This is a genomic window from Streptomyces sp. NPDC088732 (assembly GCF_044751205.1).
Classification (GTDB): Bacteria; Actinomycetota; Actinomycetes; order Streptomycetales; family Streptomycetaceae; genus Actinacidiphila.
Map to the genome: position 1 here is coordinate 65,340 of NZ_JBIVLI010000025.1, position 20,901 is coordinate 86,240.

Consider the following 20,901-nt stretch of genomic DNA (forward strand, 5'->3'; position numbering starts at 1 on the left):
TCTCTCCTATCGCGTGGCGAGCAGTCCGAGGAGGAACGCTCGCAGGTCGTCGTCCAAGTACCAGTCACCGTTGAACATCGCCTGCACGGACCGGGCGAGGCTGTCGCCGGTCTCCGGCTGCGTCTGCTGCCTGCGCAGGATCCGGCTCAGCATGCTGCGGTTCATGCGGCGGGCACCCGGGCGCCCGGTGTGGGTCTGGGTGAACCAGAACACGCGCTGCGCCGCGTCCAGGTCGTCGACGTGCTCGGCGAAGTGCTGCCCCAGGGCGTGCGCGGCGGTGCTCACGCCGCCGTCGGCCAGGTCGGCGATCGTGGCCCGCTGCGTCCCGGGCTCGTAGCGGCCTGCGTCGCCGTCTACGGCGGTCAGACGGCGGGCGGCGGGCACCGCCAGCCAGGACCGCGGCAAGAGGCGCTGTACGCCCCGTGCAGCCTGTTCGGCATCGGGGGTGCTGTCCGCCCCGAACACGATGCCCGCGTTGCCTTCCGGGCCGATGTCGCGGATCTCGGCAAGAGCCTCGGCGACCGCGTCGGGCACCGCCGCGGCGTACCGGGACCGCAGGTCCTCCCACTCGCGCCGGGCGGTCGCCGCCTCGAACCGGGCCGCGTCGATCTCCAGCTCCAGGTCTGGGTCCTGGATGGTGGCGCCGGTCCGTGCGGATTGCAGGTTGACCAGCCGCTGTTCGGTTGAGGCGACGTAGTCGTCTGCGTGCTGCAGGGCGCCGTGCGGGTCCCCGCCGAAGTCGTCACCGAGCGCGGCGGCCAGGCGGCGGGTCACGTCCCGGTCGACGTCGCCGCCGGCCGCGCGCAGGGCAGCCATGTGCCGCAGCGCGGTCAGGCCGGGTCCGCCGTCGGCCGCGCGGTCCGGGGACCACTGGATGCGGTCGCTGCGGCCTGGGAGACGCCCGGCGGCCAGCCGTCCCCACGTTGTCGGCCGCCACCAGGTGACGCGCCGCTGCGCCTGTCCGAAGCGGCCGGGATCGGGCATCAGTCCCGCCCAGTGGGACACGCGGGCGGCCAGCGACTCGCCCTCGACGTCGGGGAGGTCCACGGCGGCGTCCAGGCGGGCCAGGCGCCGGGACTCGGGCCAGTGCCGGACACGGCGCGCGAGCCGCCCGAGGAACGCCCGCAGGCGGGCCAGGCGCTCACGGCTGTCCCGCCACTTTTCGGCGATCTTCTGCCCGGCGGCCTTGACCTGCTCGACAAGGCGCTTCCCAAGACGGACCAGGAGCGCGACGATCCGGGCCAGCATGCCGGGCTGCTCGCCGGCCGCGGGTGAGGCTGCGGCGACTCGTTGGGCGATCCGGCGGGCGGTGGCCTGCCGGGAGCCGTCGAGGTGCCCGGTCAGGAGCCGTGCGATCTGGTTGGCGTCGCCGGCGTCGAGGCCTGCGGCCTGGAGCTGCTCCACGACTGCGTTCAGGGCGTCGTCGGTGTGTCCGGTGACGGCCTGCGTGATGCCGCTGTCGGTGCTTCCGCTGGCAGCGCCGGGGCGGGAGGGGATCTGGTCGGGGATCAGGCGCAGCAGGTCGGCCGCGCGTTGGGCCAGGTCCTCGTTGCTCTCTCCGGGGAGCGGCTCGAGGTCGTTGATGGTTCTCAGAGCGGCCCGCACGGTCGCGGTGTGGGCGTCCTGGCGGGTCTGGCGAAGGGCGCGCTGCGCGGCGGTGCGGGCGTCTCCGGTGACGCCGGCACTGTCGAGGGCGCGGTTCGCCTGCTGCCGCACCGAGTTCCTGGCGTTGCGCAGGGCCTCGGCGGTGAGGCGCTGCGCGATCTGCTCCCGGAGGGCATGGATGTCGGTGGGCTGTTCGGTGCCCCTGATGGCCTCGTTGATGATGCGTGCAGCGACCGCGCGGGCGTGGTCGGCGACGATCTGGTCGGCCGGCGCGGTGGGCGCCGGGTTGGGGTCGCGGGGCGTGCCAGTGGACGGGAGTGCCGGGGTGGGCTGGTTCCGCTCGTGCACGTCGACGGTGCGGCCGTTGGGCAGGCCGAAGTCGTACACGTTGCCGGCGTCGTCGACTCCGACGAACTGGGTCTGCCAGCCGTTGCGCTGGGGCGCGGTGATGACCGTCAGGCGGCGGGTGCCGCGGGAGGTGGGGGCGTCGATGACGTCGCCGATGCGGAGGCCGCTCGGGAGGGCTTGCTCGACGGGCGCTGTCGGAGCCTCCGGGGCGGGTGCTGATACGGGCGCTGTCGGAGCCTCCGGGGCGGCGGGAGCGGCCGGAGGAGCGGGGTCGGGTGTCGTGGCGGTCTCCGGGCGGGCTTCGGGGAGCTGCCATACGGGCATTGCGCCGTGCACGATCCGGCGTCTCCACTGCTGGTTCTCGTCCTCGAGGAGGAGGCTACGGACACCGCCGGGGCCGTCCTCGGCATCGAGGACGCGGAAGACCCGGACCTGGCCGTCGCGGTCGTCGACCATGGCGACGGTGTCGCCGTCGGCGAGCTGCGCGGCGTTCGACGGCTGCGGGCGGGTGAGGCCGGGCGGCGGGGTCTGTCCTGCTGCCTGGTCGAGGGCGTCGGCCGCGCGCAGTGCTGCGCGTCCCCAGGCCTCAGACGGGTCGGCGGACGCCCGCAGTTGCTCGGCGAGGGCCGAGGCCTGCTCGGGGGTGACGGGAAGGTCGTTGCTGATTCGGGCGGCGGCCTGCTGCGCGTCCGGGTTGTCGTCCGGGCCGTGTGCGTGGTCGTCGACGACGTCACGGTCGGCGGCGGACATGACCGGGTCCACCGTCGGGCCGGTCACGGGCTCGATGACCGGGGCCGGTTCGTGGACGGTGATGTCCTCGGCCGGGGCGGGGGCGTCGGCCGTGGTCAGGTGCGGGGCGCCGTCGCCGCCCTGCGCGCGCGGCACGGTTGCGGTGGCGTCGACGTCGAGTTCGCCGACCTCCCCGGTGGTGGTGTCGGCGTATTCGATGGTGATGCGGTCGCCGTCGCGGTGGGGTGGGCTGGTGATGGCTGCGGTGACGGGGCGGCCGTCGAGGTCCAGGACCACGACGTCGCCTTCGCCGAGTTCTGCGGCGGTCGGGTCGTCGATGCCGGTGACCGGGGCCGTCTCCGGGGTCTCGTCGCGGACTTCGCCCGTCACCCGGAGGTCTGCGGCGCTGCGGCTGACCGTGCCTTCGCCGGCGGCGACGGTGACGCGGTCGCCGTCGACGGCGTCGACCAGGCCGAGGAGGGAGCCGTCGTCGTCGCTGACGAGCTGCCCCGGCCGGACGTGCTGGCCGGCGGCGGTCCAGCCGTCGGGACGCTGGCTGTCGGTGACGGTCATAGAGGACGGGGACAGGCCGGTTTCGGTGTCCCCGTCCGTCCAGTGGACGGTGACGGTGCTGTCGGTGGCGCCGGTGACGGTTCCCTCGTCGCCGCCGGAGCGGGTGACCGTGCTGCCGGGGAACAAACCCCGGCCGCTGTGGTCGGTGGGGATCGTGTCGGGCAGGTCCCCGGTGGCAATGCTGCTCTGGGCCCCGGTCGTCGGGGTCCCGGGAACGGTGTCGTCAGGTGCTTCCGCGCGGGCCGCGGTCGCGTTCAGCGAGGTGAAGATGTTGCCGCTCTGCCCGCTGCCGTCGGGGTGCTCGGTGACCCAGGTGCGCCACATGCTCTCGGTGCGGCCGGCCCGGGTCACCTCGACCTCGACGGGTGCCAGGTACACGTGCCCGGCCCGGGTGACGGGGCGGCCCCGCCTGGTGGCTCCCTCCATGCGGACCACGTCGCCGGGCTGCAGGTCTCGGACGCGGGCCCACTGCGCGGGCTGCCCGTCGATCGGCTCCGGCGGCGGCCCGGGGACCGGGTCAGGGCTGGGCGCGGGCGCTTCGGCGGGTGCCTCGTCGTCGGCCGGTGCCGGAACGGGCGGCGCGTCCGGCTCGGCGTCGGGCACGGCCGGGACCGGATCGCTCTGCGGGGTCTCCGCCAGCGGGCTGTCGGCGCCTGCAGCGTCGTCCGGTGCGTGGTCCTCGCGGTCGGGCGTGCTGTCGGTGCTCTCTCCGGGGCGGGGGCGGCGGCGCACGACGCCCAGGTCCAAGCTGGCTTCGCTCACGGGGCCGGGGTCGCCGTTGGGGTCGGTGAAGGTCCCGTCGACGGGGTACCGGTAGACCGCCGGGTCGCTGCCCGGCACGGCCGCCCCGTCGCCGGTGACGGTGGCGTGCGCGGTCGCGACGTACGGGGCGCCCTCGGTGACGGTGCCTTCAGCGCGGCGGGCCGCCACGGGGAAGGTGATCTCGTCGCCGGGCTGCAGGTCGGCCGGGGCCGCCTCGATGCTGTACCCGTCGGCCTGCTGCTGCTCGGCCCAGGCCTCGCTCTGCGCCTCCCACGCCTGCCGCGCAGACGCGGCGTCCCGGGCGTCGGCCTCACGCTGGGCGGTCTGCTCCTCCTCGTGCTGCTGTCGCGCGGCCTGGTCGTCCCGGCGGCGCCGCTCCTTGAAGGCGTTGAAGGACAGGCGCCCGCCGTTGTTGTCGAACCACTCGCGGAGTTCCTCGCTGGCGTAGCGCTCCCACCGGCCGAAGGCGGACATGCTGCCGCCGGAGAACACGTCCCGGTGCCCGGCGCCGGCCGCCTCGCCCTCCCGGCTGAGCATGTGTCCGCGGGTGAACTCTTCCGCGGCCAGGAACCGGGCCTCGTCGATGCTGACGAACTCGGCGGCAAGCTGCCGGTTCTGCTCACGGCTCTGGTACTGGCGGTACGTCATGCGCCCGCCGTTGCTGTCGAACCACTCCTGCAGTTCGGGACTGAAATACCGCTTCACCTGGTCGATCGGGCCCAGGCTGCGGGAGAACACGTCGCGCTCGCTGATGCCGGCCTGCTCGCCCTCCGGGCTGAGCATTCGGCCGCCCGTGGCCTCGTACGCCGCACGGAACCGGGTCTCGTCCAGGTCGTTGAAGGCGGTACGCAGCCGGGACTCGCTGACGGGCGCCGGCCGGACGACGTCGGTGCCGTTGAAGCCGATGAGCCGGTCCATGGTCTCGGCACGGCGCAGCTCCTCCGCGGCGCTCTGCGGCGGGGTGTCCGGGATGGCGTCGCGCATCTGCCGGTCGATGTCGTCGCGGCGGTCCATCTCGGCCATGACGCGCATCTGGTCGTCATCGGACAGGCCCTCGCTCCAGGCGTCGGCCAGGTCCTGGTCGGACATGTCAGTGAGGTCGTCGGGCAGCGTGATGTGCGCGCTGCCTTCCTCGGGCCGTACGACGTCGGTGCCGTCGAACTGGAGCGCTGCGTCCATGGCGTCGGCGCGCTGCTGCTCCTGCTCGGCGTTCTCCGGCGGGGAGTCAGGGACGGCCTGGCGGATGCGCTGGTCGGCGTCGTCGCGGCGGTCCATCTCGGCCATGACGCGCGCCTGATCGTCGTCCGACAGGCCCTCGCTCCAGGCGTCGGCCAGATCCTCGTCGGACATGTCAGTGAGGTCGTCGGGCAGCGTGATGTGCTGGGTGCCCGGCGTCGGTTCGACGACGTCCGCAGTCTCACCGCTGCCGGGTGCCGCCGGCGGCTGCTCCTGCTCGAACTCCCGCTGCACAGCGGCCAAGGCCTGCGGCAGGTTGTACCGGCGCCGCTCGCCAGGGGCCGGAGCACGCCAGGACGCGACGAAGCCGCGGGTCATGGGCTGCTGCCAGTCCACCGGCCGGCCGTTGACGTCCGTGATCTGCTCGAAGCGGCCGGCGAGCGCGCGGGCCTGCTCGGGGTCGTCGGTGCGGTAGGTGATGCCGGTCAGCGGGGCCCCGTTGCGGGCCACCGCAAAGTGCCACTCCTGGCCGCCGTTGTGGTCCTCGGGCCAGGTGACGATGCCGCCGCCGGGCGACAGGGTCAGCTGGTCGTTCGCGGCGAGGTGCGCCAGGTACGCGCGGCGTTCCGGGGTGACCTCGTCGGGCTCCAGGCCGTCGCCGTTCTGCCAGGCGTCGCGCAGGGCGTCCGCGCTGCCGTGGGCACGTCCCGTTGACGACCTGGTGCCGTCGCCTCCGGCGCCCGCTGGGGTTCCGTCCCCGTGGGGCAGGCTCAGTCGGGGCAGGCCGGGGCCGCCGGGACCGCCGGGTCCACCGCCTCCCGGGCCGCCGCCCTGCCCGCCGCGGCGTCGCCGGCGCCGTCGACGGTCGTCGTCGTTCTGCTGCTCCTCGTCGCGGTTCTCGTCGTTGCCGTCGTCCGGGTTGTCGGTGCTGGCGGTGTCCGGCGTGTTCGGCAGATCGGCGCTGCCGTCGCCGGGAGCGTCTCCGCCCTCGTCCGGGGCGTTGCGGTCACGGGAGTGCTGTCCGTCGCCGTTGTCCTCGGTGTTGTCCTGCTGATCGTTCTGCGGGGCGGTCTCCGAGTCCCCCTCGTCGGGGGTGTTCTGCTGCTCGTCGCTGTGGTCGCCCGGCGCGTCAGGGGCGTTGACGTCCGGCTGGCCAGTGTCCGGGGCGCCGTCGGGCCCGTCGGGTCGGCTCTCGTCGTTGCCGTGCTGGAAATCCGGGTGCGCGAGCGCAGCTTCGGCCTTCCGGTGCGCCGCGGTCGCCCACGACTTACGGCTGCGGGTCTCGTACGGCAGGTCCGGGTTGTCGAACTGCTCCTCGAGCCACGCCGTCTCGTCGCGGATGCGGCGCAGGTCGCCCTGCAGGTCGTCGCTGTCGCCCCGCTCCACGTGCTGGATGAGGTCCTGCAGGCGCTGGATGCGTTCCGGGTCGTCCAGGCCTTCCGTGCGCTGCAGGGTCGCGATGTCGTCGCCGATGTCGGCCATGCGGGCGCGCAGTTCGTGCCGCCACCGCGGTGTGGGCTCCGGGTGGGTACGGTCGCTGGCCCACGCGAACGTGTCGTCGGGGCGGCTCAGCATGACAGGGCTCAGGTCCGACTGGGAGCCGTCGAGGTTCTCGACGGACACGACCATCGACCCGTTGCTGGTGCGGTTCACCCCGCGGACGCGGACCGGGTCTCTCCAGCCGACGGGGTACGGTCTGCCGTCCCGGTCGGTCTGCGTGATCGGCACCCGGATGACGTCGTTCTCGCTGAGGTCGGCGCGGTCGCCGAGCGACCACCCGTCGGGGGTCTCCTCACGGGCCTGGTTCTGCTGTGCCTGCCGGTCCGCCTGCTGGCGCCGGAAGTCGTGGCCCCGGACGAGGCCTGCCACGGCATCGCCCCGGCTGGAGTGCACCAAGCCGGACGTACCGCCGTCGGCGTGGGTGTAGCCCCACCGGCCATGGGACTGCTGGACGGTGCCGACGTCGGCGCCGTCGACGGACACCGGGTAGCTTCCATCGGGGTTGCGGGCACCGACGTCCGCCCGCGTGAGGGCTTCCGCCTTCTCCTGCGCCTCCCTGCGCCGCTCGTCGGCCCGTCGGCGCTCGTTGGCCCGCTTGCGGGCCTCATCCATGAGCCGAGTACGACGATTACCGATGTCGAACACGGCCGTGCGTGCCTGCGGCATCGGCAGGCGCGGGCCCTCCCCGCCCGGCACGATGTGCCGCTGGCGCCACGCCTCGAGGGCCTCCAGCTCCGCGTCGATGTCGCCGTCGGTCATGCCTTCCGGCGGCGTCTGCCCGATCGGGGCGGCGTCCGGTGCCTGCGGCGCTTCGGGCGCGGCCTCGTCCGGGTGCAGAACGCGCAGCTCCGTGTCAGGGCTGAGGAAGTGCTCCCCGCCGTCCTCGTCGACCACGCGGATACGGCCACGGCCGGTACGGACGGGCTTCTCCGCGACGGTGTGGGTGCGGCCGTCGGCGTCGACGAAGCGGTCCCCGGCCTCGAAGTTGGCGGGGCTGCGCATCTGCACCGACCGCAGGCCACTGGTGTCGCGGCCCTCGTGGTCGGCGAACATGTCGGGCGTGCCGAGGGGGTCGTCGGGGACATCGCCAGGGTTGTTCGGGTCCGCCGCAGGCACGGGCGTGCTGTCCGGGCCCGCGGGGACGTCGAACATGCCCTCCGGCTCGGGCGCCGGGGGCTTCGGCCGCTCCTGCGTCTGCGGGGTTCGGCCGGCCCGCCGGTCGGTCTCCGCCTGCAGCACGGCCATGCGGGTGCGGTCGATGCCGGACAGGCCACCGTCCGCCATCTCGCGGCCCATCAGATCGACCATCTCGTCCGACAGTTCCTGGTCCGTCATCGAGGACGGGGCCCGGGACCCCTCGGTGCGGACGGAGTCGAGCTGATCGGACATCTCGTCAGGGCTGAGGGTGACACTGTCCGGAGCGGCATCGCCCGCAGTGGCCTCGCGGCGCTTGTCCAGCTCGGCGGCGACCGCGTCGAGACGCTCCCTGCGGGCGGTGCGGATCGCGTCGGGCTCGTACGACGTGCGGCCCTTCTCCAGCTCCTCGTGTTCGCGGGTCAGGTCCGCGGTGTCCTGGCTGGCGGGGTCGGGCCGCCCGCGGAACTCGGCGACCGCGGGGCGCTGCTGCGCGGAGGTGTCATTGCCGTGCTCGCGGTCCCACTGGGTGCGGGCGCGCGTCCACACCTGCTCCAGGTTCAGGTCCTCGTCGGAGCGCCACGTCCGCGGCCGGACGTCGCGGTCGGACAGGTCGAGCGGTGTGCCGTCCTGCCCCTTGACCGTGCCGATGAACGCGTCGGCGAACTCCTTGGCGTCGCGCTGCCGGGCGAAGGTCTGCGGCATCGGCACGCCGCGGCCGGTGGTGACCAGCTCCCAGCCACCGCGGGGGTTCTGCCGGATGACGAACTGGCCGTTGCCGGCGAGCTTGAGGCGAGGGGCGGCGGACAGTTCGGTGAGGTGCTGGGTGACCTTGCGGGCCTGCGGGTCGTCCTGGTGGGGCTGCATCTCCTCGATGAGGGTGCCCCAGTGGTGGCGTACGTCCTGGAGAGTCGTGAAGCGCTGCCCGGGGCGGGCGGCGGGCCGGGCGGCGGCGCGCTTCCGGGCCGGTGCGGGCGCGGCCTGGGCGGCGTCGAAGTCGCGGCGGGCCCGGACGATCGCGGTCTGGATGTTCTCGCCCTGGGCGGAGCGCCAGGAACGGGCCGCACTGTCGAGGGCGGGGTCGGAGAAGTCGAACGTCTCGCCCTGCTCGCTGCGGGCAGTGTCGTCCAGGTGCGTGGCGAACTGGCCGGCGTCCTGGACGCTGGCGAAGTCGCCGGCGGTGTTGATGCGCTGCCCGGTGCCGGTCGCGGTCAGGTACCACTGGCCGCTCTGGTCATCGCGGAGGATCGCGTACCGGCCGGACGGGGTGATCTGCAGGGCATCGTCGTGTGCAACGTGCCGCAGGAACGCGCCCATCTCCGGGCTCGTGCCGTCGGCGTCGGCAAGCTGCAGGAAGTGGGAGCGGACCGCCGCGGTGTCGGCGTAGCGGGCACCCTGCGCGTTGGGCCGGTTCGACAGCGCGTCGACGTTGACCGGGTGCGCGCCGTCGGCGGTCTCCGGCTGGTCGTCGGCCGCGTCCGGGCCGTCGCCGTGGTCGTCGCCGATCGGGCGGCCCTGGTCGTCGACGTCGTGCGGCTCGTTCGGGGTGGTGGGGTCGCCGTCGTCGTCGTGGGACGCGCCGTTGCCGCGGTTCGGGTCCTCGTCGCGCCGTACGTCCTCTTCGGCGACCTTGTGCTCGTCCTCGGTGGGCGCGGTGCCGTCGGGCCGGGCGACCATGGTGACCCACCTGGCGCTGGTGGTGTGCCGGGGCCCGCTGTACGTGCCGTCGTCGGCCTGGTCCTGGACGAGGATGCGGTCGTGCGGCAGCGCGCGGACGACGCGGGCGAGCTTGCCGCCCCACAGCCGCACGGTGCCGCCCGTCTCAATAAACCGTCCCTTTGAGTCCCGGGGGTGCAGGGCAGCGTTCCAAGGCCGCTGCGCTTTGAACTCGACGCGACTCAGGTCCGACTCAGCCTGTGCAATCACCATGGCGCGGACCATGCACACCGGGCACGGCTAACGTCGCGTGCTGGATTTCCCGTACGCTGCGGTCCGTTGCCGGGTCTGGCGTCGCTGCAGGAGCCCGGTCGACGCTGGAGGCGCCCCGCGCCCGCACGTCTGCCGCCCAGAAGCTCGTGCGGTCGGCGGGGCCTTCCGGTATCACTCCGCCTTGAGGACCCCGCACCGGCCGGTCATCCACACGGTGCCGGGCATCCCGCAGTCGGCGCTGACGCGGTGACGGCCCCGGTACACGAACTGGTCCCGGGCCTCAGCCATGTGCGCATCGCAGGCCAGGGAGTTGCGCAGGCCTCCCTCCTCGTTGCGCAGCCAGCCGACGTGCCAGGTGGCGGGCGCACCGCACGGTGTGCCGCCCCCGGCGGGTTCCCGGCCGCAGGTCCCCGTGCCGAAGTCGGCGGGGGTCAGTGTGGGCAGGTGCGACATGGCCTCACATCGTCTCGGTCAGGATGTGCAGGGCGAACCAGCCGGCGAAACCCAGCCAGCCGACCGTGAAGATCGCACGGCCGACCTTGCTGGTGCGGGTGTGGAACAACCCGCGGAAGTTCTCCGACAGGGTGTCTCCGTTGCGCTTGTTGGCTATGGCGATGCCCTCGAACAGGGCGAACGCGATGGTCCAGGCGATCCAGATGGCGGGCCACATGTTGGGTTACTCCTCGGTTCGGTAGTGGAGTCTGCAACGGCAGTTGATGGTCAGGGCGATCGGCGCGAACGGGTCGCCGGGGTAGCGCAGGGTGAAGCCGTCCACTTCGTAGGGGCTGCCGACGGGCAGCGTGGTGCCCTGCAGCGCCTTGTGTGCGGGTCGTACGCGGGCGTCCTGTCGGGTGACCCAGGTGCGGACGACGTCGGGGCCGGCGGACTCGGCGGCGGCGTCGGCAGCGCCGTTGATGGTCGACACGGCGCACATCTCGGCGATTCGGGCGACCAAGTCGGGGGCGGCAGCGTTGTAGAAGCCGCCCACGGTGTGCACGAGGGTGTCGATGTCCAGGTTCGGATTGTTGTCCTGGGCGTCCTGCAGGACCTGCGCAAGCTCGGCAAGGAGTGTGGCGACTGCCTGGCCTGCGTAGGAGGCGGTGACCAGTGCGGCAGCTACTGCGGCCGGAGGAACCGCGGGGCTGCCCGTCAGGGCTTGGCCGATTCGGCGGGCGGTGATGGTCGCGGCTTCCTGCAGGATCGGCGTCAGGGTGTTGGTGGTCTCCTCTGCCCATCGGCTGACGCTGACGACGCGGTCACCGTCGATGTCGGCGTCGCCGCCGCGGGTGTCGTTCTCGTTCTCCGGCTGCCAGAAGCGGGTGCGCTTGCGGGTCTTGGGCGCACGCAGACGGGCGACGATGACGCCCTCCTGCCGGGCCAGAAGCGCCGTGAGGGCATCTTCTACGGCCGTGGAGAGGGCGTCGAAGTCGCCATCGGTAACCTCGAACCCGTCCTCGTCCTCGTTGCCTGGTAGCGCCTTGTGCTCGATGCCGCCTCGGGCTGCGGCGACGTCTGCTGCGGCGTCTCCGGGCTCGGCGGTGTTGTGGGTCGTGCGGGCGGCAGCGACATCGGCTGCTGCCGGGCCGGGGGCTGTCGGGGCGGTGTCTGCGCGGGCCTGGGCGACGGCGCCTGCCGCCGTTCCGGTGCCTGCGGGGAGAGCCGCCTGGGCGCGGGCGGCAGCGACGTCTCCTGCGGCGGTGGCGCCGGGGCCGAGGGTGCGGGCGTCGGTGACCGCCGCGGCGGCGGAGTCACCGCCTGGCGGTAGAGCCCGGGTGTCTGCCTGTCCGATCGCGGGTGCCGCAGGCTCCTTGAGGCCCAGGGCCACGGCGTCGGCGTCGTTTGCGGGCACGGGAGCCTTCTGGGGGCTGATCCACAGTGCGCGTGACTGTGGCGTGTTGAAGGGATCTCGGCCGGCGACCTTCCGGTACTCGTCGATGGTGATGAGTCCGGCTTCCCACTCCTTGCGGGCTTCCTCGCGCTCCTGGCGTCGCGGAAATTCGAGTGCCTGTACGCGGGAGGTGTCGAACCGGATCTTCCAGCCGTCGTCGAGTTCCTGGTCGAAGCCCGACGCGAACAGAGACAGGTGCGGCAGTTCGGTGTGGTCCCAGAAGTTCCACTCTTCGCGGTCCGCGTTGGCGTAAGTGCGTTCGGACGCGTTGCCGGCGATGCTCTCGGGCACACCGAATGCGGCCAGGATCTCGCCCTTGGAGGTGTCGGCCAGCGTCTCGTACGCCATCTCGCGGGGCCGGGCGGAGGTGTCAACGTACGCAACGCCGCCGGGGCCGGTGCCGACGACGGTCATCTCTCCGGCGTGGTGGGCTCCGCGGGTGAGGCGTCGCTGAATGCGCTCCAGCTCTCCAGCGGGGATGCCGTCGGCGTCGATCCCGACGATGCCGCCCGGTCTGCCGTCATTGTCGATGAAACTGATGTTGTAGGTGCGGGCCTTGACATCCAGGTCGATCGAAAGGCCCGCAGCCTCGAGCGGCGTGATTCCGCAGAACGGATCCGTGGGATGCGGGTCCCGCAGCCAGATGACGTGCTTAAGCTCAAGCTCGCGCACGGCACCGTTGCGTTCGGTCAACTCGAAGTGCGTGATGTAGTTGCCGTATCGCTGGTCCGCGATGGGCCGGACACGGTTCGGCGGCAGGAGATCGAGCCGGTTTAGGGTGCCGCCGCGGCTGAACGTCTTCTCAATGAAAACACCAGGCTTGCTGAGCAGGAGCTGAGCGCTCACACGCTTCTTGAAGACATCACCAGTCTCAAGCGGATTGGCTCGCCCGTTGAGGAGACGCAGGATCGGGTGGTCATCCAGCGTCTCGTCGAAACGCCGCTCATCACCGCCACGGCCGATCTCGATGGGCAGCGTGCCAGCGTGCTTGCTGATCGCCTCGACGGCCTTGAAAGTCCAGATGGACCGCTCATAACCCTCGGTAATGACTCGGTCGAGATCCCAGCCGTCGGCGCGGCCCTCGGTACCCCACACACTGGTGACACCGGCGTACGTCATTGACACGTACGGCGTGGCCGCGAACGTCTTGGTCTCCACGGGCAAGGGAGCAGCGTCCGCGGCGGTCGTCCCCCAAGGTCCGAGGAGCCCGCGGAGCGCGGGCAGGAACTGTCGGGGCATCACGCGGCCCCTTTGTCGTCACCGCTGGCGAGCCAGATGCCGCCACCGGCAACGGCCAGCGCCGTGCCGAGCCAGCCGAGCGGGGTGCACAGCGCGAACGCGCAGGCGGTCAGGCCGGCGTACCCGGTGATGGCGGCCCCCGTGCCGAGCCTGCGCGCCCACGGTCCACCCGGGGGCCGGCGGATGAGCAGCCCTGCGGTAATCAGGCCGGTCAGGGCCGCAACCGCGCCCGCGGCCCAGTGCAGTGCGCCCAGCGCGGCCAGGACGCCGAGCGCGCCGAGCGCGGTGAGGAACAGCCCGGCCGCTTCGCGGACCAGGGCCCGGGGGGTTCGCTGAGTAGTCACGGCCGCACCATGAACAGCGCGGCGCGTTAGTGTCGCGTCCTCAGCGGGGGCGGGACACTCCGGCCACGTACGCGGCGACGCCCTGGCGGGAGATCCGGCCGCCGGGAATGAGCTTGGCGCTGGGCGGAGGGGTGGGGACCTTCCGCTTTGCGCGGACGCTCTGATCGCCACCGATCAGATGTCTGTTGTCGATCCTCGCCTCGCAGTCGTCGCCCTTGACTTCGTCGTACGGGCGGCGGCAGTCCTTGCAGTACACCTCGAGCGCGTCGACGCGCTGTCCCTCGGTGGTCTTGAAGGAGCCGCGGAAGTCGGCGATGGAGGCGATCCGCGGAGTCACCTCCATCTCGGCGGCCACGATCCACTTGTGCGACAAGTCCTTGGGCGGCGGGGGTGCTTCCTCCGTGGGAGGCGCAGTCGTCTCCTCTACGGCGGGCGGCGGTTCCTCCGCGGCAGGGAGCGGTTCCGGCTCGAGCCACGAGAAGAGGCTCTCCTGCAGGTGGGACGTGGCGGTCGCAAGGGCTGTCGCGGTAGTCACCGTTCCTCCGAGCTGCTGCACGGGGTTGACGTAAGCGTCGCCCCCCTTCACCCCCAGAACGTCAAGCAGCGCATTCTGTTACACCCTGGCCCACACAGACGTCTGCCGCGTGCCCCGGGAAGGTCGTGGGGAGCGCGGCAGGATCGAGCCCATCAGTGGAGGATGCCGGTGATTTCCTGGCCTGTGAGTGCCTGTGCGATCTGCCAACGCATCCCGCCACGGCTGCCCTTGCACAGCACAATGTCGTTCGGCTGAATCATCTTGTTGAGTAGTTCCGTGGCGGTCTCATTGTCGGCGACGATAGCGGCGTCCACGCCCGCGTCGGCGGCGCCCAGCGCAAGCTGTTTGGCCAGCTCGCCCCCGACGGCGATGACGAAGTCGATGCCGTACTCGCCCGCCATGCGGCCAACGCCGAAGTGTGCAGCTGGGGCCTCGTCGCCGAGTTCGTACATCTCGCCCAGTACGGCGATCGTGCGGCGGGGCTGGGGCGACTTCTGCTCGGTCATTCCGGTCCTTATGCGCTGAGCGTCGGGAAGAGAATGGCGCGCCCGGAGTAGGAGGCGGCCAGGCGGCTGAGGGGGGCTCGGTCGTTGCTCTGGCCCCAGAACGATGGGTCCCGGAAAAGGATGCCCGGCTCGTTGCCGACGTCGTCGTAGCCGCGGGCCACGATCAGATGCCCGCCGGTGCGGCCGTCGTCAGGGAGCTGCTCGGTCACCGAGATGATGAGCGGGGCGTCGGTCAAGCGGTCAATGAGTTCCGTGGCGTCGACGGCCTCTGCGCGGCCGGGCACGCCGTAGTCGGCCGCCAGGTTGGCCAGCCCTGCGTGGAGCGCGCCGTTCGGCGTCATCACCTCGTGCTTGACGGCCAGGTGCAGCAACTCCGTGACCGTGGGGGCCTGCCCGGTGTAGGCGAGGAGGATCATCCGGAGCGCTGCCATGCCGCACGCCCGATTGGACCATTCCAGCCGGTCCCCGAGTATCCATCCTCCGTGAGCATCCCATTCCTCGAGCGGGATGAGCTGGCGGCACATGGGCACGTCGTGGGCGTGGGGCACAGCAGCGGACTCCTATGGCGTCATACGGCGTGCTCCGGCTGGACCGTGGAAGTGCCGAATACCGGAGTCGGTAGGGGCACAGAGTACGCGGGGCGGGTCAGCGCTTCGTGGAGGAACGCGCGTACGAGATCGTCACGACTCAAGCCGCACAGTCGACCGCCCGTCACGAAGTTGGAGTCTCGGGACATGCCGGGCGTGGTGTTCACCTCGAGCGCGTGCAGGTCGCCGTCAGGGGCGACGATGAAGTCGACGCGGGCCGCGCCACGGCACCCCAGCCCATCCCACAGGGTCCGGGCGTGTCCGATGAGGGCTTCCAGCACCGGCCTGGGGAAGCCGGCGGGTTCCACGGAGACGGTTCCCTGTGCCGCGGCGTCGAGCTTCGACGCGGCGTCGTAGTAGTCGCCGTCGTGGACCAGGGTCAGCAGAGGAGGAAACGCCAGGACGCCGCTGGGCAGCTCGAGCAGGCCGACCGTCACTGGGTGGCCGGCCATGTAGTCCTCGACCAGGACCGGGGATGGGTCGGTTGCCCAGGCGTCTTCGAGGGCGGGCACGAGCTGGTCAGCCTCGCGGACCAAGTGCATGCCGACGCTGGATCCGCCGAGGGCCGGCTTGACCATCACCGGCCGGCCTTGCCACGGCACCTCCGTGTCGTGCCGCCACACTGTCCACGGTGGCGTGGGTACGCCGAGTCCCTTCATCGTCTGTTTGCACAGCACCTTGTCCGCGGCGGTCGCCGAGGCGGCCACGCCGGAGCCGCAGAACGGAATGCGCAGGTAGTCGAGCAGTCCCTGGAGCCGCCCGTCCTCCCCGTAGGGTCCGTGCAGGTTGGACAGGGCGACGTCGTACTCGGTGAGTTCCCGGATGAACGTCTGGTCGCAGGGGTTGAGGATGCGGAACTGGGCGCCGACGCTCGCCAGGGTTTCCGCCAGGGCCGTAACCGAAAGCTGCTCGGTGGGACTCTGATCGATATAGAGCCGGTCCTCCGCGGACAGGCCTCCGTAGACGAGGGCGACCTTCAGCGCCTTGTTGTCCTCGAACCAGGCGCGCAGCGTCTCCGCGTCACGGGTTACGGCCGGGCGGTCGAGGTGAGAGATGTGCTTGCTGCTCATACGAGTTCCCCCCAATAGGTGTGGGTGACGGGGCCGCCGATCCAGTACGTCTGGCCGCGGCGGGAGTCGTACGGGCGCACCATGAGCGGTGTCCCGGAACGGTTGTGCACGATGACCTGGCGGTCAGCGACGAGACCGCGGCGGGTTGCAATCACAACTGCTGCGACCGCTCCGCTGCCGCAGGAGAGGGTCTCGGCCTCCACACCGCGCTCGTAGGTGCGGATTTTCAAGGCCTGCTCGCCGGCCGACTGGACGAAGTTCACGTTCGTGCCCAGCGGGGCCAGGTCCTCGTGGTGGCGGATCAGGCGTCCGCACGCCACGGCGTCGACGCCGTCGACGTCATCGACGATGCCGACGACGTGCTCGGTGCCGGTGTGTGCCTCGTCAAACCAGAACGGCCTCCCGTTGAACACGGCCGATACCCGGCGGAGCGTGACGTCACCGACCTCGGCTGTGACCCACACGCCGTCGGCAGCGATGCTCGCCTTGTGCTTGACGCCGGCCATGAGGAGGCTCATCTCGCGGATGCCGTAGTCCTGTTCGGCGCACCAAGCGGAACAGCGAAGCGCGTTGCCGCACATGGTGGCTGTGGAGCCGTCGGCGTTGATGCAGCGGACCTCGAGCGCGGGTGAGGCGGTGTCGATGAGGGCACTGAGGACCAGGCCGTCGGCGCCGATGCCGGTGCGTCTGTTGCACAACCGTCGGGCCACGGCTGGCCAGTCGGCCTCCTGGGTCGCAGCGGGGCCGGAGATCACTATGAAGTCGTTCCCAGCGCCGTGCATCTTGCGGAATTGCACGCGGATCACTCCTTTGTGAGCAGGGAAGATGCGTTCGGGGTGCGCGTGCTGCCTGCGAGGCAGCGTTCAGCGTCCGACGAGGTCGAGGAGGGCGCCGCCGCCGATGAGCATCGCGAGCAGTGCCAGGAACCCGAAGCAAGAGGGTGAGGCCAGCACGGTCCAGCAGCCGCAATTGCCAAACCTCATGGCTGTCCCCCTTCTGGCTGACTTCTCCACCTCGATGGACGAGGCCGTGAGCCCTGCCGCGTAGGCCGTCGATTCGGGGGCCGGCCTACGCGGCAGGTGTCGTGCTTGACCCGGTCCTTCTTCACTGGCGGGCCGACCGCCCCCGGGAGATGAAAGGGCGGGGTTTCCTCCCCAGGGTGGGAAGGAGCTTTGGTGTCGCCGGAGGGTCATGGGCCCCGGTCCGGCTGTCCACCTGCCAAGGAGTACGGCCGGACCGGGGGGTGGAAGGCCGTCTTGCGCGCAGCTTCCTCGCCTGCGCGCAAGACGGCGGCATGTGGGCGCTACGCCTCGACGAGCGCCGTGTCGGGCGCGGAGGCGTACGGCGGCGGACTGTCCTGCGCGGACAGCACGACCAGGCCGAGCAAGGGCACGGTGGCCACGCTGCCGAGGAGCCAGAGCAGGTTGAGGAATCCGGTGACGCGGTCCGGGCGGGGGTGGGGCCGCTCGGCAGCTCGGGACGCGGGGCGCGGGGTCGCTAAAGCGGTCGCGGTCATGTGGGGGAATCTCCTTCGTGGCTGTCGTGAGGAGGAAGGGTCGGGCAGTACGGCAGGCTTGGGTGGAGGACCTCGGCGCTCGCGCGCTGCAGGCGCAGGCTCTCGCCGACGCAGCCGCGGCACTTGCCCATGGGGACCGCTGTGCCGCCCTGGTAAACCGACACAACGGTCGTGACAGGCACGTCGTGGATGCGGCACAGCAGGCACCAGCCAAGGGCCCACGGGCGGCTGTCCAACAGCGCTGTGTCGGTCTCGTGCAGGGCGGGAAGCTCCACGGTCGGCGTCACCGCTGTCACCTGGAGACGGGCGGTTCAGCGCCCTGAAGCAGCGCAGGCTCCGGAGGGGCCAGTTCGAACCGATCGAGGGCGTGCTTCAGCAGCAGCGGGTCCACCAGGTGGTCACTGCGCAGTGGCATCCGCCAGTGCGGGCCGGGGCCTCTCCGGGCGCCCGGCGGGGGCACCGGGATCTGGAAGGGTCCGCCGAAGCAGGTTCCCCGCTCGTGCATCCACCTGTGAACGGTGCCCGGCGGGACCAGCCACATCAGCGAGTCCCTGTGCGCGATGACCGGGCCGCAGCCACCGATGTGGTAGCGGTCCATCCACCGGATGGCCCGTTCGCCGGCTGCCCTGTACGTGGTCAGGACGATGTCCCACGAGTCACCCGCGGGCTGCAGCGTGCAGTCGGCTCCGGTCACGAGGGCGCGTACAAGCCGGGCAAGCTCTCGGAATTCCTCGGTGTCCTGGCCCTCGACGGGCAGAGTTCTGCTCATGGCGATCCCTAGGTCGAGTAGGGGTGCTGTGCCGCTCCGCGGCCTTCCGAGTGCAAGGGTTTCGGCACGGACCAGTGAGCGGGAGTGTGTGCTGGATTGGAGGAGGAGTAGCCGATTCACACACTGTGTGAATCCGGTTTCGCTACGCTCATGAGCAGACGCGATTCGGGGGCAATATGGAGCCAAACACCCTGCTTGACGCGCTGATGGACGAGGCAGGCATGTCTCGTGCCGGGCTTGCCGCGCGGGTCAACCAGGCTGCGCAGGCGCGTGGGAAGGCCACGCGCTACGACCACGCCTCCGTTATCCGCTGGCTCAACGGCCAACGGCCACGCGGCATCACGCCTGATCTGATCTGCGACGTCCTCAGCGAACGACTGCAGCGGCCCATCACCCATGACGACATCGGCATGGGCCAGGCCAGCGCCGCCATGACCACCAGCAGCGAACTGACCGGCTTCATCGATCGATCGACGGCCTTATGGCGCGGAGACCAGCATCAGCGGCCCGGAGTGCAGCAGGCGGCAGCCATAACGGGCCTTCCGGCCGTGGCCCCGGTATGGGAGTGGGAGAACCCGCCCGAGGACACCGACGTGTCGAGGCTCGGCACGCATAGGGTCGGACAGTCGGACGTCGAGGTTCTCCGCTCGGCGCGAACCCACTACGAGCAGATGTACCGAAAGGCGGGCGGGGTTGCGACCAGGGCCCGCGTCGTCCGGTTCCTCAACGCGGAGACGGCCCCTCTGCTCCGGGGGTCGTACTCCGACGCCACTGGCCGCACCCTCTACCGCGCCGTCGGGGGCCTGGTCGCGGTCGCTGGGATCTGCAGCTACGACAGCAACGCCCAAGGCCTCGCTCAGCGGTACTTCCACCAGGCGCTACGCCTGGCCAAGGCCAGTGGGGACTGCGCGTTCGGTGGCTACGTCGTCGCGCTCCTGGTGAACCAGTCGATCTTCATGCGCGAGTACCGGCAGGCCGTTGCCTTCGCCGAGGCGGGCCTGCGAACGGCCGGTCCGCACATCTCACCCGCCCTCGCCACCGACATCTACGCCATGCAGGCCAAGGCCTTTGCCCGTATGGGAGACGACGCAAGTGCCCACCGCTGCATGCGCCTCGCCGAGCAAGCCGCGCAGACGATCAGCAGAGACAACGAACCTGCCGAGACCGGGTACGTCCAGCCCGGACTTGTAGAGGCGCAGCTTGCCGAAGCTCTGATGAGCCTCGGGGACACGACGCCCGCGCAGGAGTATGCGCTCGAGGCCGTCCGCATGCAGGCGCACGCGCGCGGCCGTGTTCACCGCCTGGCGACCCTCACAACCGCGCAGGTCCGAGGAGGCGAAGTGGAATTGGCCTCCGCCACAGCAGTCAGGATGGTGGAGGAGGCACGCGGTATGGAGTCCCACCGGCTACGTGACCGGCTGGTGTCCGTCCGCAAGACGCTGGCCGGCAGTGGCGGCCGGGATGCGCGGGACGCCGCGGAACTCATCGAGGAGACCTTGCGCGTGCCTCTGTAGCCCTGGCTGGAATACTGCCGGGACGACGAGCACGAAAGGCGGCAGGGCCGTGTCCGTATGGAAGAACCTGGGCGAGCACACCGTGTACGAGAACCCGTGGCTACGGGTGAACCTCGCCGACGTGGAGCTGCCTGACGGCCGGCACCTGGACCACTATCTGATCCGGCAGCGACCCGTGGCCCTGGCCACGGCCGTCAACGAGAACAATGAAGTGCTGCTCCTTTGGCGGCATCGCTTCATCCCCGACTCCTGGGGTTGGGAGCTGCCCGCCGGCGTTGTTGAGGACGGCGAGGACATCGAGGCGGCAGCCGCCCGCGAGATGCTCGAAGAGACCGGGTGGCGCCCCGGCCCGCTCCGGCACCTGATGACCGTCGAGCCCTCCAACGGACTCTCGGACGCCCGTCATCACATCTACTGGGCTGAGGGCGCCGACTACGTTGGCGACCCGGAAGACGCATTCGAGTCTGAGCGCCGCGAGTGGGTTCCGCTCAAGGACATCCCGGACCTCGTCATGCGCGGAGAGGTGAAGGCCTCCAACGCCGCCGCAGCGCTGCTCATGCTGTACCACATGCGGCTGGCGTAGGCGCACCGTGCGGGCCTGCTCGTGGAAGCGGTAGCCGCGGCCACGCCCAGCAGGGCAGAATTGCACAGCGCCGCTCTGCAGGAGGTCGAGACCTGCGGAGCGGCGCTACGTGCGTTCAGGGTGCTCAGAGCCGGGGCTTGACCGCCTCGATGACCGCGCCGACGCACCGTTGACTCGCCATGAGCTGAGCGACCAGGTCCGGGATCGGTGTGCTCTTGGAGAGCGGCTCGTAGGCCACGACCAGGATGACGCGGAGCTGCTCCAGGACGAGCTTGGACCATTCGGCCGGCACCGCGGCGGTCGTCCGCACGTCGTTCAGGTGCACGGTGACCGTGTTCTCGCCAAGGACGGCACGCGCGCGCTTCGGCTGGTACACCAGGTCGTCCGAGCTGGGGTTGATGCCGGCCGCGCGCACGGCCCTGGGCCAGTACCGGGCCGGCGGCGTGTCCTGCAGGCCGTCATCCCCCAGGATCAGCCACGGGGCTGTCGTCTGGTGTCCGGTTGGGTCCTCGCTGATCCAGTGGAACGCAAGTGATGTCCGTCGTGTCGTCGTTGTCATGGCTCCCCGCCCCAAATCCCCATGCACCCGCCAAT

Annotated in this window: 16 protein-coding genes; 2 read left to right on the forward strand and 14 right to left on the reverse strand. The window is 71.2% G+C overall.

The window, feature by feature from the left end; all coding sequences use genetic code 11:
• Window positions 1–6: 6 nt before the first annotated feature.
• The 13 genes from ACIP9H_RS33755 to ACIP9H_RS33815 all read right to left on the reverse strand — a co-directional run bounded on the left by ACIP9H_RS33755 (window position 7) and on the right by ACIP9H_RS33815 (window position 18,210).
• Window positions 7–9,636, reverse strand: coding sequence for a hypothetical protein (locus ACIP9H_RS33755; RefSeq protein WP_401962761.1), 9,630 nt, complete (start codon window positions 9,634–9,636; stop codon window positions 7–9).
• A 291-nt stretch (window positions 9,637–9,927) separates the two neighbouring features.
• Complete coding sequence (locus ACIP9H_RS33760; RefSeq protein ID WP_401962764.1) at window positions 9,928–10,209, reverse strand: hypothetical protein; 282 nt, start codon at window positions 10,207–10,209, stop codon at window positions 9,928–9,930.
• 4 nt (window positions 10,210–10,213) lie between these two features.
• A complete protein-coding gene (locus tag ACIP9H_RS33765; protein WP_401962766.1) occupies window positions 10,214–10,426 on the reverse strand; it encodes a hypothetical protein in 213 nt (70 codons plus the stop codon).
• 6 nt (window positions 10,427–10,432) lie between these two features.
• Window positions 10,433–12,802 carry a phage portal protein gene (locus ACIP9H_RS33770; RefSeq protein WP_401962956.1) on the reverse strand — a complete coding sequence of 790 codons (2,370 nt, stop codon included), beginning with the start codon at window positions 12,800–12,802 and terminating at the stop codon, window positions 10,433–10,435.
• 80 nt (window positions 12,803–12,882) lie between these two features.
• Window positions 12,883–13,227, reverse strand: coding sequence for a hypothetical protein (locus tag ACIP9H_RS33775; protein WP_401962769.1), 345 nt, complete (start codon window positions 13,225–13,227; stop codon window positions 12,883–12,885).
• A gap of 40 nt (window positions 13,228–13,267) precedes the next feature.
• Complete coding sequence (locus ACIP9H_RS33780; RefSeq protein ID WP_401962772.1) at window positions 13,268–13,762, reverse strand: hypothetical protein; 495 nt, start codon at window positions 13,760–13,762, stop codon at window positions 13,268–13,270.
• Between the two features lie 152 nt (window positions 13,763–13,914).
• Window positions 13,915–14,268: a glutamate ligase domain-containing protein gene (locus tag ACIP9H_RS33785; protein WP_401962775.1), complete on the reverse strand. Its 354-nt coding sequence runs from the start codon at window positions 14,266–14,268 to the stop codon at window positions 13,915–13,917.
• An 8-nt stretch (window positions 14,269–14,276) separates the two neighbouring features.
• Complete coding sequence (locus ACIP9H_RS33790) at window positions 14,277–14,792, reverse strand: C39 family peptidase (protein ID WP_401962959.1); 516 nt, start codon at window positions 14,790–14,792, stop codon at window positions 14,277–14,279.
• A 44-nt stretch (window positions 14,793–14,836) separates the two neighbouring features.
• Entirely contained in the window at window positions 14,837–15,925 is a 1,089-nt protein-coding gene (locus ACIP9H_RS33795) for an ATP-grasp domain-containing protein (protein WP_401962777.1), read from the reverse strand.
• A complete protein-coding gene (gene dapF / locus ACIP9H_RS33800) occupies window positions 15,922–16,707 on the reverse strand; it encodes a diaminopimelate epimerase (protein ID WP_401962961.1) in 786 nt (261 codons plus the stop codon). Before dapF ends, ACIP9H_RS33795 begins: the two co-directional genes overlap by 4 nt.
• A gap of 521 nt (window positions 16,708–17,228) precedes the next feature.
• On the reverse strand, window positions 17,229–17,441 hold the full coding sequence (locus tag ACIP9H_RS33805) for a hypothetical protein (RefSeq protein WP_401962780.1): 213 nt from the start codon (window positions 17,439–17,441) through the stop codon (window positions 17,229–17,231).
• The gene (locus ACIP9H_RS33810) at window positions 17,438–17,728 is read right to left on the reverse strand and encodes a hypothetical protein (RefSeq protein ID WP_401962783.1); all 291 of its coding nucleotides are present in this window, start codon (window positions 17,726–17,728) and stop codon (window positions 17,438–17,440) included. Before ACIP9H_RS33810 ends, ACIP9H_RS33805 begins: the two co-directional genes overlap by 4 nt.
• A gap of 5 nt (window positions 17,729–17,733) precedes the next feature.
• Complete coding sequence (locus ACIP9H_RS33815; RefSeq protein WP_401962785.1) at window positions 17,734–18,210, reverse strand: hypothetical protein; 477 nt, start codon at window positions 18,208–18,210, stop codon at window positions 17,734–17,736.
• A 176-nt stretch (window positions 18,211–18,386) separates the two neighbouring features.
• Here ACIP9H_RS33815 and ACIP9H_RS33820 point away from each other — a divergent pair, with 176 nt between their 5' ends.
• Entirely contained in the window at window positions 18,387–19,724 is a 1,338-nt protein-coding gene (locus ACIP9H_RS33820; RefSeq protein ID WP_401962788.1) for a transcriptional regulator, read from the forward strand.
• Window positions 19,725–19,773: 49 nt separating this feature from the next.
• Window positions 19,774–20,307, forward strand: a complete 534-nt coding sequence (locus ACIP9H_RS33825; protein ID WP_401962791.1) for an NUDIX hydrolase — start codon at window positions 19,774–19,776, stop codon at window positions 20,305–20,307.
• 124 nt (window positions 20,308–20,431) lie between these two features.
• Here ACIP9H_RS33825 and ACIP9H_RS33830 read toward each other — a convergent pair whose 3' ends face one another.
• Window positions 20,432–20,866 carry a hypothetical protein gene (locus ACIP9H_RS33830; protein ID WP_401962797.1) on the reverse strand — a complete coding sequence of 145 codons (435 nt, stop codon included), beginning with the start codon at window positions 20,864–20,866 and terminating at the stop codon, window positions 20,432–20,434.
• Between the last annotated feature and the right edge of the window lie 35 nt (window positions 20,867–20,901).